This is a genomic window from Streptomyces sp. NPDC006393 (assembly GCF_040628575.1).
Lineage (GTDB): Bacteria > Actinomycetota > Actinomycetes > Streptomycetales > Streptomycetaceae > Streptomyces.
The window spans coordinates 58,166-70,496 of record NZ_JBEXZD010000036.1 but is presented as its reverse complement, the minus strand read 5'-3'; the positions used below and the strand labels follow the sequence as shown (position 1 = coordinate 70,496).

Genomic DNA, 12,331 nt, shown 5'->3' with positions numbered 1-12,331 from the left:
CACTGGTGAAGTGCGGTCTGTTCCTACGACGCTCCTTCGGATGTGATCTGGCTCCTATGGGTGGCCTCACATCGGGAGGCCCTCTGGAGGGCTTTTGGAGCCCCTTCGGCGCCTCCGCCGGATCCGTCCCGGACCTAACCTGAGGACATGGACGGTGAAGAGCACGTCTGCCCCGTCTGTCGGCAGCCCGTGGTGGCTGTGGTCCGACGGCACAAGACCCTGGGCGCCTGGGTGCCGGTCTGGGTGCCGGGGCCGTGCCGGAACCCGGAGTGCCGCGCGTCCGACACCGCCGCACGCGAGTCGGACACCGCAGCGGCCCGACGGCCGCAGGAACCGCCCGCCGAGGCGGACGGGCCCGCGCAGGCGGACGGGCCCGCGGCACATCCCGGCCCGATGGAAAGGGAAGAGGAAGGCGGTCCGACGGAGGAAGAAGCCTGAGGACCGGACCCCTGCCCCTGCCCCGGCCCCGGCACGATCAGGACCGGCGCCGGATACGCAGCGGCGCGTAGACGAGCAGAGCCGCGGCGAACGCCACCGGATAGGCGAGGTCGGCGCCGTGCAGGGCCTGGGCGACCGGGCCCACGTACAGTCCGGTGCTCATGAACGGCACCGCCGCGGCGAAGGCGACGACGAAGGCGGCCAGAGCCGGCCACCACGGCTGCGGGGCCGCCGTCTCCGCCGCCAGGTCCACCGGCCTGCCGCCGCGGGCCCGGGCACGGGCGATCCAGTCGACGACCACGATCGCCACGAAGGCGGGAATCCAGTACCCGACGAACAGCAGCACGTTCTGGAAGCGGGCGGTGGTGTCGGCCGCGTGCATCCAGAGCACGAGCGGGAAACCGAGCACCGCGGCGAGGGCGGCGGCCACCGGCCGGGGCAGGCGCACGCCCATGGTCTGCAGTGCCAGCGAGCCGCTGTAGTCGTTCATGGCGTTGCTGCACAGGGCCGCCAGCGCGACCGCGAGCAGTCCGAACGCGCCGAGCGCGCCCCCGCCGAGCAGCGTGTCGACGCCGCGAGCGGTCTGGTCGGTGAACTCGGCCGCTCCCCACAGGCCGAGCGCCTGCACGGCCACGAAGGACACGCTGACACCGAGCAGGGTGTACCAGAACATCCGCGGACGGGATGCCGTACCAGGCAGGTAGCGGCTGAAGTCACTGGCGTACGGAGCCCAGGACAGGGCGAGACTCAGGGCGATGGTGCAGGTCAGGACGAACGCGCCGGCACGGTCGGCGCCGTGCGCGGACGCGGACGTGACGACATGGCCGCCGCCGGGCAGCTTCACCGCCATCACCGCGAAGGCCGCGGCGAGCGCGAAGGTCATCACCGTCTGGAGGCGGTGGATCGCCTCGTACCCGAGCACGCCCAGCGCGCCCTGGGCCGCCATCATCACCAGGACACCCGCCCAGAACGGCCAGCCGCACAACTGCGCCAGCGCGTCCCCGCCGAACAGGCCGATCAGGGCGTCCCAGGCGATGGACGACAGCCACTGCAAGGCCCCCGGCAACGTGACGCCCCGGCCGAAGGCCAGCCGGGCCAGCGGCATCTGCCCCGCACCGGTCTGGCTTCCCCATGTGCCGAGGTAGGCGGTCGGTATCGCGCCGAGCAGGGTGCCCAGCACGACGGCGACGAGCGCGGTGGCGAAGTCCAGCCCGAGCGCGATGCCGACCGTGCCGGTGAACACGCCGGTCATGGTCAGGTTGGGCGCGAACCAGACGGTGAACAGCCGCCCGGGGCCGCCGTAGCGAGCGTCCTCGGGCACCGGCGCGATGCCGCGCGCCTCCACTCGGAGATCCCCCGGGGCCGCAGGCATCCGCCCGTCGAACACGCGCTCCGTGCCGGTGACGGCCGCCTCACCGCGGGCATACGGCAATGACATGTGACATCCCTCCGCCAGTCCTAACTGGTTCAGGTTCGACGGGTGTGATCTCAGCCCCGAATGGGGGCACCCCGTGTCCAGTACGGCCGTCAGGATAGCCCGGCGGGCGAGGGGGTTCGTCAGTGCGTTGGTTCTCCGGCGCGTGTGCCCGTCAGCCGGTTCCCTCGTCGAGGACGCGGCGGGCCGCCTCCTCTTCCGCCGCCGGTGGGGAGAGCTCGTCGAGGGTGTCGAGTTCGGTGTCCGTCTCCAGTTCCCGTTCCCAGGCCGCCGCGAGTCGTTCCTGTTCCTCGCGCGGCTTGGCGCCGATGGCTTCCCGGTGGTCCGGGTCCAGGGCCGCCAGGAATCGTCCGACCGGGTCCATCGGCATGCCGTGCCCTCCTTGTCGCCGGGAAGGGTGCCCGTACCGGCCCAGCATGGCCAATCGGTCCCACGGCGAACGTCCGACACGGCCCGGGATCCCCCGGACGGCCCCGCCGCTTGCTCCGTGGTCGTTCAGGCCGGCAGGTTCCACTCCTGTGTGCCCAGGCCGTTGCAGTCGTAGATCTGGAGGTGTGTGCCGTTGGCCGTGGCACCGGAGGGGATGTCCAGGCAGCGGCCGGACTGCGGGTTCAGCAGCGAACCGTCGGCCTGGTGGCGCCACTGCTGGCCGCCGGCGCCGTCGCAGTCCCACAACTGCACCTTGGTGAAGTTCGCCGTGCCGTTGCCGTCGATGTCCAGGCACCGGCCGAACGCGCGCAGCGTGCCGTCCGGCGCGACCGACCAGCGCTGGCCCGTGGCGGTGTTGCAGTCCCACAGCTGGGCGGCCTTGCCGTTGCCGCTGACGTTGGTGTCCACGTCCAGGCACTTGCCCGCCACCCACGGCGTGGTGACCTGCCCGACGGGTCCGCCGAGCGCGCCGGTGCCGAAGCGCACCTGGCACTGGTTGCCGGTGCCGAGCCAGGTGGCGCTCAGGTGGAGGAAGGAGGTGCCGTCGGCCCGCGGCACCATCGGTGAGCTGTAGCCGGGGCAGGACGGTTCGCCGGAGTTGTAGCCGCCGGTCGGGGAGGTACGGACCGGGGCCTCGATCTCCGTCCACTCGCCCGCGCCGAGACGGGTGTTGGAGAACACGACCGTGCCGGACTCCGTCATCACCGACTTGTCGCCGGTGGGCCCGGTGACGACGCGCTGCCCGGACAGCAGCAGTGTGCCGTCGGACCCGCCGCCCGGGACCCAGGCGAGGTACGGGGTGTGCAGCAGCTGCCGCCCGTCGCTCGTCCGCACCAGCGTGCCCCGGTTGTCGGCGGGTGCCCAGTTCAGGCCGTCGGGGCTGGTCTTGGTGTACACCTCGCAGGCGTGGTCGGGGTCCGTGGCGTCGCGGCACATCTCGTACGCCATCATGAACCGCCCGTCGGGCAGCGGCACGACGATCGACATGCCCGGGCGGGCCAGGTCGTCGGACGGGAACGCGACGTCCTGGGTCAGGGCCGAACTCCAGGTGCGGCCGCCGTCGGTCGAGGTGTAGTGGCCGATGACCTGGTTGTTGGTCGGGCTGTTCGCGGGGCGCTCGTCGGAGATGAAGCAGGCCAGGGTGTTGTCCGGGGCGAGCAGGAACCATGGCTCCCAGATGCCGTGCCCGATGGTGTCGGGCAGGCCGCTGGTCTGGGTGCAGTTGGACAGGTACTGCCAGCTCAGGCCGTGATCGGTGCTCTTGAAGACCTCGACCTTCTGCGTGGTGTAGTCGCCGACCCGCCAGGCGGTGCCGGCGGCCAGCAGGTCGCCGGCGTTCAGACCGTTCGCGGTGCGGGGCACCTCGTAGAGCACCGGTGCCTCGAGGTCCCAGCCGGCGGTGTGCGAGGCGATCGTGGAGACGGGTGAGGTGCTCCAGGTCTGTCCGCCGTCGGTGCTGCGGTAGACCGGCAGCGAGCTGGGGCCGCCCTGGTTGCGCCGGGCGAACGTGGCCAGCATCGTCCGGCCCGACGAGCCGTCGTGGTCGAGGCGTACGGCTCGCGGGTAGCTGTCGTCGCCCTGCGGGTACGCCGACAGGTCGGGCGAGGCCAGCACCTTCCCGTCGGGCGCGGCCGAGGCGGGCTGGGCCCACAGGGAGAGCAGGGCCGCGACGAGTGCGAGGACGCCGAGCAGGGCGGGGGACCCTCGCCCTGGTGAGTGCGTGCGCACGTGAGGACTCCTTCAGGTGTCGGTGGTGCGGGAGGGAACCGGGACGGGTATCGCGTCACTCGGCCGTACGGGCCGGCGGGTCGTCGCCGATGTGCGGTGCGGTCCGTGTGTCCACGTCCAGTGCGGTCCGGGCCACGACGGCACCGTCGGCCACCAGCGCCAGATGCAGTCGTCCGCTGGTCCAGCCCTCGGGCAGGGCGGCGGAGACGGCTACCGGGGAGCCCAGGACGTACGGCTTGGCCTCCGCCCGGCATCCGGCCACGGCGTCGCCAGGATCGGCGGGCGCCGGTCCGTACACCGGGGTCCACGCGGTGTGCAGCAGGCCTGTGACGGGCTCGCTGCCGTGGTGGGAGACGTGGACGTCGACCGTGAACTCCCGGGTGGCGGTGAGGAGGTCCCGGCCCGGTGCGACCGGCGTGACGTCCAGGACGAGCGTGGTGGGCGCGTTGACGTGTGCCGGGTCGACGCCGGCGAGGTCCTTGGCCCCGCGGTGGAAGTCCAGCAGCCCGGCGCTCTCGTGCTCGATGTCGTACAGCTCGGTGTAGACGTATCCGGCGAGCCGGTCGTGGCGGCGCAGTTCCTGGGTCTGCCAGCGCAGATGCCAGGCGCGTTCCAGACCGGTGAAGCCGCCGCCGTACTCGCTGTTGAGGTTCGGCAGGCCGCGCAGCGGCTGCCCGGGCACGGCGAGCCTCTTGTGCACGACGTGGTCCGGGCCGAGCTTCACCGGGAAGTCGTCCCGCTCGCCGGAGAGCAGGTCGGCGATCGTGCGGGCCCAGGAGGCGGCGCTCTCGTCGTAGTAGTGCCAGTCCAGCAGATCCGTCTTGACGTGCGTCCAGCCGGAGTTGTCGACGACCGGCCTGGTGGGGTCGAGGGCCTTGAGCCGGTCGTAGGCGTCGGCGGTGGCGCGCTGCTTGGCCGGGTCGCCGGGGATGTCCCAGTCCAGGCCCCACTCCTCGTTGTACAGGCCCCAGATGACGATGGCGGGGGAGTTGCCGTCGCGTTCCACCATCGGTTCGATCTGCTCGGCGAAGGCGGCGGTCGAGGCGGGGGAGAAGCGGCCGGGCGAGGCGGGTTCGGCCCACAGCAGCATGCCGAGCGTGTCGGCGTGGTGGACGAAGCGCGGATCCTCCAGCTTCAGGTGCTTGCGTACGAGGTTGTAGCCGGCGGCCGCGGCGAGCTCCAGGTCGCGGCGCAGGGCGGTGTCGTCGGGCGGGGTGATGCCGGTCTCGGGCCAGTAGCCCTGGTCGAGCACGCCGCGTACGAACAGCCGCTCTCCGTTGAGGAGCAGCGTCTCGCCGTCCACGACGATGGAGCGCAGCCCGGTGTAGCCGGTCACGTGGTCCGTGCCGTCGGCGGAGGTCAGTTCGGCCTCCACGTGGTACAGGTGCGGGTCCTGCGGCGACCACAACCGGGGCGCGGGAAGCAGTAGTTCGGTGTGGACGCGCCCCTCGGGGTCCACGTCCGTCGTGACGGCGGTGTCCTCGCCGCGTACCCGCAGCCGCAGCACCGCGCCGGCCGCGTGCGGGCCGTGCACCGACGCCTCGACGGTGATGCCGGTCAGGTCGCCGGTGGGGCGCAGCCGCAGCGCGGCGAGGTGGGTGGCGGGGCGGTGCTCCAGCCAGACGCTCTGCCATATCCCGGAGGACGGGGTGAAGCAGACGCCGTCGTAGTCGTCGCGGGGCATGCTGCGCTGCTTGCCGTGCGCGATGTCGAGCTTGTCCGCGGGGGCGTGGACGCGTACCACGAGCAGTTGCTCGCCGTCACCGAGCGCGTCGGTCACATCGGCCGAGAACGGGGTGTAGCCGCCCTCGTGGTGGACGACCTCTGTGCCGTTGACCCACACGGTGGCCTCGTGGTGGACGGCACCGAAGTGCAGGACGACCCGTCGGCCGGTCCAGTCGGCGGGCACGGCGAACGTACGGCGGTACCAGGCGGTCTGGAGCCAGTGCGCGGCGATGCCGGAGGCCGGCGTCTCCCAGGCGAAGGGCACCGTGATCCGCTGGTCGTAGCCGTCGGCGGTGTCGTCGGTGTGCTTCTGGTCGGGGTCGGCGCGGAAGTCCCAGGCGCCGTCGAGGCCGAGCCAGGCGTGCGAGCGGTCGAAGTGCGGGCGGGGGTAGGTGGGGCGGGGCATGGGTGGGGTGCTCCGATCGTCGATCTCTGGGCGGGCTCGGGACAGGTGACGGTGCGTCAGCCTTTGACGCTGCCCGCGAGGATCCCGTTGATGAAGTGGCGTTGCAGCAGGACGAACAGCACCAGCACGGGCAGCATCGCGATGCTTCCGGCGGCCAGCAGTTCACCCCAGACACTCGCGAAGTCGGCGCCGATGCGGTTGCCGGTGACGTTCTGCGCGAGGGTGGACAGGACGACCTGGAGGGTCTGGTGCCTCTCGTCGTTGACGGCGACGACGGGCCAGACGAAGTCGTTGTAGACGTTCATGGCGGTCAGCACGCCCAGTGCGGCGAGCCCCGGACGGATGACCGGCACGACGATCCGGGCGAAGATCCCGAACTCGCTCGCCCCGTCCACGCGTCCGGCGTCGAGCAGTTCGTCGGGGACCGCCGCGATGGTCTGCCGCATCCAGAAGATGCTGAAGGCGTCGATGCTGCCGGGCAGGATCAGCGCCTGGTAGGTGTTCACCCAGCCCAGCTCGCTCATCTCCAGCAGCAGCGGGATGATCAGCACCAGGGTCGGCAGCATCAGCGTGAGCATCAGCACGCCGAACAGGAGGTTCCGGCCCCAGAAGCGGTACTTGGCGAAGGCGTAGCCGGCCAGCGGGCAGAAGAACATCGTCATCGCGCCCTTGACGGCCACCACCAGCACCGTGTTGAGGAACCCGGTGCCGATCGGCACGTCGTGGAGCATGGCCCGGTAGTTGCCCAGGGTCGCCGAGCCGGGAGAGAAGGACAGCGGGTCGCGGATGATCTCCGCCGGCGGCTTCAGCGAGCTGCTGATCGCCCACCAGATCGGATAGACGAACAGCACGGCCAGGCCGATGAGCAGGAGGTACTGCAACGGACCGGGGCGGGGGCCGGCGAGGCTCCTGCTGCTCTTCCCCATGAGGGGCACGCGTCCTTTCGCGGTGGTCAGGCGTCGGCTCATGGCCGTCACTCGATTGCTCATGGCGGTCACTCGTCCCGGGAGCGCAGCAGGCGCACGGACAGCAGGGACAGCGCGAACACCAGCAGCACCAGCAGGAAGGAGTTCGCGGCGCCGGTCCCGAGGTCGGACGCCGTGATGTGGTTGTAGAGGTAGAGGCCGCCGGTGGTGGTCGAGCCGTACGGGCCGCCCTTGGTGACCACGAAGGGCTCGGCGAACATCTGGAAGACCGCGAGCGTCTGCACCACGATCAGGAAGGCGATGCTGCGCCGCACCAGCGGCAGCGTCAGCGACCAGAACTGGCGTTGCCGGGACGCTCCGTCCAGCGCGGCGGCCTCGTACACGTCGGCCGGGACGGCCTGGAGTCCCGCGAGCAGGATGATGATCGCGAATCCGGTGGTCTTCCACAGGAACAGCAGCGCGAGCGTCGGCTTCGCCCACGCGGTCGACGCCAGCCAGTCGACGTGGGGCAGGCCCACCAGACCCAGCAGATGGTTCACCAGGCCGTAGTCCTTGTCGAAGGCCACGATCCACACCTGGGCCATCGCCACCAAGGGGGTGACGAACGGCGCGATGAACGCGACCCGGAACATGCCCCGCAGCCGCAGCCGGGCGTTGGCCAGCAGCACCGCTGCCGCCAGGCCGCCCACGATCTGCACGGGCACGATCAGCAGCCACATCACCGCGCTGTTGCCGAGCGAGGACCAGAACTCCTCGCTGGTCAGCAGATAGGTGTAGTTGTCCAGCCCGATGAAGCGCGCCTCACCCGCGCCCTTCCAGTCGGTGAAGCTCAGCTGGAGCGCGTAGACGAGCGGGTACAGGCCGAACGCGGCGAAGACTACGTAGAACGGCGCGACGAACACGTACGGCGTGAGGAACGGCCCGCGGCGACGGAAGCGGGAGCGGGGCGGCGCCGGGGCCGTCCGCTGCGGGCGCACGGGGGTGAGAGTCGCCGGTGTCACGCGCGGTCCACCAGGTTGCGCTGGATCTTGCGGGTGGAGTCGTCGATGACGTCGTCGGGCCGCATGCCGCCCTCCATCAGCCGCTGGAGGTTATTGCCGAGGTAGTCGACCGACTTCGTCCACCAGGCAGGGATCGGCGCGGCGGCCGGGATGGTGGCGGCGGCGTCCACGGCGACCTTCCACAGGTCCTGCCCGCCGAGCGCCGCCACCGGCTGGAACAGCGGCTTGTCGGCACGGCGCGCGGGCGTGTAGCTGGGCACGGAGGTGGTCAGGCCGCCGGGGTAGACGCTGCTCGGGCCGTACACGGCCGTGTAGCCGGGCTGCTCGAAGCACAGGAACTCGTACAGCAGCCAGGCCAGTTCGGGGTTCTTCGCCTTCGCCGGGATGATGAAGCTGCTGCCGCCCATCGCGCCGCTGCGCGCGCCGCCCGGGGTCCAGGCCGGCAGCGGGGCGGCCCGCCACTTGCCCTTCGTCTTCTTCAGCAGCTGCTGCGGGGCGAACGACCACCACACCGCCCACGGCACCAGCGCCTGCTGCCCGTTCTCCAGGGCGGCCAGGTCGGCCTGCTTGAGGTACTCGGCGTGTGTGACCAGGCCGTCGTCGACGGCGTCCCGGATCCAGGTGAGGACGGTGCGGTACTCCTTGGAGTCCAGCCGTACCTTGCCGTCCGCGTCCGCGAGAGACGTGCCCTGCTGATTGGCCAGCATCTCCAGCCACAGCTGACCGAGAAAGGGGTCCTTCTCCATGTGGATGGGCCGCGCCGAGGGGTTCTTCTCCTTCAGCGCCCGGGCCGCCGCCAGCAGGTCGTCGTACGTCTTCAGCCCCGCGGGGTCGACTCCGGCGTCCTCCAGCAGATCCTCGCGGTACCACAGCAGGCCCGGGTCGAGGTCCCAGGGAACGCCGTAGATGCGGCCGTCGACGGTGTTCACCGACAACTTGTAGGCGGACGTCCGGTCGCGGTACGGCGCGATCAGGTCCGTCAGGTCGTACAGGTGCTCCGCCTGAGAGCCGATCTTGGCGTCGTCCCAGAAGCTGCCGTCCGGCAGATCGGTGCCTGTGATCAGGGTGTTGGCGAGCTTGGCGTCGATGTCGACGGCCTGGTGGTTCACCTTCACGTTCGGATGGGCCTTGCGGAAGGCGTCGATGGCCTTGTCGAACACCTTGAACAGGTCGCCCGAGCGGTTCCAGATGGTGATCTCGCCCTTGGCCGAGGCACCGGGCGTGCCGGTCAGCTTGCGCGGCTCGGAGGAGGCGGATCCCGGAGCGCAGGCCGCCAGAGGGCCCGCGAGGGCGAGGCTTCCGGCGCCGAGGGCACCGCGCAGGACCCGGCGGCGTGGAACGGTCGGTTGGGGCATGAGTACGGCTCCTCTGGGTGAAGGCGGGCGCCGGTGCGGGCCGCGCGGAACGGTGGAGGGCGCACGCGCACACGGACGCGGGCGTGCGTCACCGTGCCGCGGAACGGTGGTCCCGCGCGCCCGTTTGCAACGATGCAGAGATGATGCGGCGCCTTTTGCAACGATGCAATACCCGGGTAACATCGAGTTGTGCCGAGGGCGCCCGACCGGGGCCTTCGGCCGGACTCCCAAGACGGCGACATCCCGAGGGGGAATGCAATGGCCGGTACGACGCTGCGCGACGTCGCCAAGCGCGCCGGGGTATCGATCCGCACCGTGTCCAACGTGGTCAACGGCTCCGTGCCCGTCTCCGACGAGCTGCGCACCCGCGTCGAGGCCGCGCTGGAGGAGCTCGCCTACCGGCCCAATCTGGTCGCCCGCAATCTGCGCCGCGGCCGTACCGGCATGATCGCCCTCGTCGTACCCGAGCTCGACGTCCCCTACTTCGCCGAACTGGCCCGCGAGGTCATCACCGCGGCCCGCGCGCACGGATACGTCGTCATGCTCGACCAGACCGACGGCGACGGCGAACGCGAACGGGAACTGCTGGGCCGCGAGTCGCGGGCCACCATGTTCGACGGCCTGCTGCTGAGCCCGCTGACCATCTCCGCCGAGGAACTGCGCAGCCGCACCAACAAGGTCCCCGTCGTCCTCCTGGGCGAGCACATCTTCAACGGCGACTTCCACCACGTCGCGATCGACAACATCGCGGCGGCCCGCGAGGCCACGGAGCACCTGCTGGGCCTCGGCCGGCGTCGTATCGCCGCCATCGGCGACCAGCCCTACAGCACCGGCGAGACCGCCCAACTGCGCACCATCGGCTACCGACAGGCCCTCGATCGGGCCGGTGTCCCCGTCGACGAGGACCTCGTCGTCCCCACCCCCCGCTTCCACCGCCGCTTCGGCGCCGAAGCCGTGGAGCGGCTGCTCGCCCTGCCCCACCCGCCGGACGCCATCTTCTGCTACAACGACCTGCTCGCCATCGGCGCGATGCACGCGCTGACCCGGGCGGGGGTGCGCATCCCCGACGACATCGCCGTCATCGGTGTGGACGGTATCCAGGAGGGCCGCTACAGCTCACCGGCGCTCACCACGATCGCCCCCGACAAGGCGCGGATCGCCCACACCGCCGTCAGCACGCTGATCGCCGTCATCGAGGGCACGGCCCCCCCGCCCGCGGAGTCGAAGGCGCCGTACCGGCTGATGGTCAGGGAGAGCACGGCGGGAGGCGCTGCGCCGGCCTGACGCATGTCATCCCCGGCGTCGTCCCGAAAGGGGCACATCAGGCCCGGTCGGCCTCCGCGCGCACGGGAGTGATGATCTCGTCGACCAGCCGGCGCGCGACCTGCGAAGGGTAGGGGCTGCGCAGACTCAGCACGACGTGCGTCAGGCCGGCGGCGATGAGGTCCAGGATCGCCTTGCGGTCCCCGGCGGGGTCGTCGTACGAGACGATGTACTGCACCGAGCGGACGATCGTCCCGGGGTCCCGGCCGATGGCCGCGCAGTGCGCGTCCAGGACGCGGCCGCGCTCGATGACGCGGTCGAGTGTGTTGTGCGGCGGGCCCGGGATGTTCCAGATGTCCGCGTGCTCGGCGACCAGGCGCAGGGTCCTGTCGCCCCAGCCACCCACCAGCAGGGGCGGACCGGGTCGCTGGACGGGCTTGGGCTCGTTGTGGTTGCCCTTGAGGGTGTAGTAGCGCCCGTCGAAGTCGAAGACGTCCTCGGTCCACATGCGCCTGAGGATGGTGATGGTCTCGGCGAGGCGGGCTATGCCCTCGGCCGGCGGGACGAGTGTCAGACCGTAGCCGTCGTACTCCGCGATGGCCGGGTTCTCGCCGTTGATGCCTCCGGCCCCGGCCGGCTGGTGCGTGCCGCCCACGCCGAGGCCCATGACCAGACGGCCCCGGGAGATCACGTCCACGGTCGTGGCGATCTTGCCCAGAACGGCGGGCGGGCGGATCCGATTGCTCGTCACCAGCAGTCCGAGCCGGAGCCGCCGGGTCTGCGCGGCCAGGGCGCTCAGCAGCGTCCAGCCTTCGAGGATCTGTCCGTCCTTGGGGCCCGCTACCGGCATCAGGTGGTCCCACAGCCAAGCGTCCGCGAACTCCGGCAGGTCGTCGGCCTCCTGCCACACCCGGAGGATGTCCTCGTACGCCACGCGCATCGGCGTGGTCTTGATGCCGAACGTCACTCGGTGCTGCTGATGTTCCGTCATGGTTCCCCGTAATCCCCTCGGTTGGACGCACCGTCATCGGTGGCGGCCATGCTGTCAGGGTCGTTGATAATCAGCAACACTGATTATCAGTAACAGGATATGGTGATGGCATGACGGGCGACGCGACCGACGCAACTCCCGAGGCCCTCGCCTCCCGCCTCGGCTATCTGCTCAAGCACGTGCACCTGCGATGGGTCGAGGCGTCCGCGCACGCGCTGACGCCGTTCGGTGTCGACGGCCGCGAGTTGGCGGTCCTGGCCGTGCTCGCCGAGGACCGGCCGCTGTCCCAGATGGAGGCGGCGGCCAGGCTGGCCGTCGACCGCACGACGATGGTGGGGCTCGTCGACACTCTGGAGGAGAAGGGGTTCGTCGAGCGCCGCCGCAGCTCCCAGGACCGGCGGAAGAACATCGTGCAGCTGACTCCGGCGGGCCGGGACCGGCTGCGCGAGGCCGAACACGCCCGCGAAGAGGCGGAGCGCCGGTTCCTCGCGCCGCTCTCTCCCTCGGGTGCCGACGAGTTGCTCCGCGCACTGCGGACGCTGGCCGTCGCTCCGAAGAGCGCCGACTGACTTTCGGGAGTGAGCGGCCCAGGCTGCCGAAGTGCCGTCGTTCACAGCCGCGATCTATTCCCGGG

At 71.0% G+C, this 12,331-nt stretch carries 11 protein-coding genes and 1 riboswitch; of the genes, 3 read left to right on the top strand and 8 right to left on the bottom strand.

Translation table 11 applies throughout. The annotated features are described in order from the left end of the window. Positions 1–147: 147 nt before the first annotated feature. Entirely contained in the window at positions 148–438 is a 291-nt protein-coding gene (locus ABZ484_RS17540; RefSeq protein WP_358866770.1) for a hypothetical protein, read from the top strand. Between the two features lie 37 nt (positions 439–475). On the opposite strand, the gene ABZ484_RS17535 is transcribed toward ABZ484_RS17540, so the two are convergent. From ABZ484_RS17535 to ABZ484_RS17505, 7 genes are all read right to left on the bottom strand, one after another. Next, on the bottom strand, positions 476–1,876 hold the full coding sequence (locus ABZ484_RS17535; protein WP_358866769.1) for a cytosine permease: 1,401 nt from the start codon (positions 1,874–1,876) through the stop codon (positions 476–478). After that, a riboswitch (TPP riboswitch) is annotated at positions 1,866–1,960 on the bottom strand. (Overlaps the previous gene by 11 nt.) A 67-nt stretch (positions 1,961–2,027) precedes the next feature. Next, positions 2,028–2,243: a hypothetical protein gene (locus ABZ484_RS17530; RefSeq protein WP_358866768.1), complete on the bottom strand. Its 216-nt coding sequence runs from the start codon at positions 2,241–2,243 to the stop codon at positions 2,028–2,030. A 125-nt stretch (positions 2,244–2,368) separates the two neighbouring features. Then, on the bottom strand, positions 2,369–4,030 hold the full coding sequence (locus ABZ484_RS17525) for a ricin-type beta-trefoil lectin domain protein (RefSeq protein WP_358866767.1): 1,662 nt from the start codon (positions 4,028–4,030) through the stop codon (positions 2,369–2,371). Between the two features lie 55 nt (positions 4,031–4,085). Further along, on the bottom strand, positions 4,086–6,161 hold the full coding sequence (locus ABZ484_RS17520) for a sugar-binding domain-containing protein (RefSeq protein ID WP_358866766.1): 2,076 nt from the start codon (positions 6,159–6,161) through the stop codon (positions 4,086–4,088). 56 nt (positions 6,162–6,217) lie between these two features. Further along, the gene (locus tag ABZ484_RS17515) at positions 6,218–7,087 is read right to left on the bottom strand and encodes a carbohydrate ABC transporter permease (protein WP_358866765.1); all 870 of its coding nucleotides are present in this window, start codon (positions 7,085–7,087) and stop codon (positions 6,218–6,220) included. Positions 7,088–7,155: 68 nt separating this feature from the next. Continuing rightward, positions 7,156–8,088, bottom strand: a complete 933-nt coding sequence (locus tag ABZ484_RS17510; RefSeq protein ID WP_358866764.1) for a sugar ABC transporter permease — start codon at positions 8,086–8,088, stop codon at positions 7,156–7,158. Next, entirely contained in the window at positions 8,085–9,443 is a 1,359-nt protein-coding gene (locus ABZ484_RS17505; RefSeq protein WP_358866763.1) for a sugar ABC transporter substrate-binding protein, read from the bottom strand. The genes ABZ484_RS17510 and ABZ484_RS17505 overlap by 4 nt, the downstream gene beginning before the upstream one ends. 258 nt (positions 9,444–9,701) lie before the next feature. Between ABZ484_RS17505 and ABZ484_RS17500 the strand changes: the two genes are divergently transcribed. Further along, the gene (locus tag ABZ484_RS17500; RefSeq protein ID WP_358866762.1) at positions 9,702–10,727 is read left to right on the top strand and encodes a LacI family DNA-binding transcriptional regulator; all 1,026 of its coding nucleotides are present in this window, start codon (positions 9,702–9,704) and stop codon (positions 10,725–10,727) included. A gap of 37 nt (positions 10,728–10,764) precedes the next feature. Here ABZ484_RS17500 and ABZ484_RS17495 read toward each other — a convergent pair whose 3' ends face one another. Beyond that, entirely contained in the window at positions 10,765–11,697 is a 933-nt protein-coding gene (locus ABZ484_RS17495) for an LLM class flavin-dependent oxidoreductase (protein WP_358866761.1), read from the bottom strand. Positions 11,698–11,807: 110 nt separating this feature from the next. Between ABZ484_RS17495 and ABZ484_RS17490 the strand changes: the two genes are divergently transcribed. After that, complete coding sequence (locus ABZ484_RS17490; protein WP_358866760.1) at positions 11,808–12,266, top strand: MarR family transcriptional regulator; 459 nt, start codon at positions 11,808–11,810, stop codon at positions 12,264–12,266. Positions 12,267–12,331: the final 65 nt, after the last annotated feature.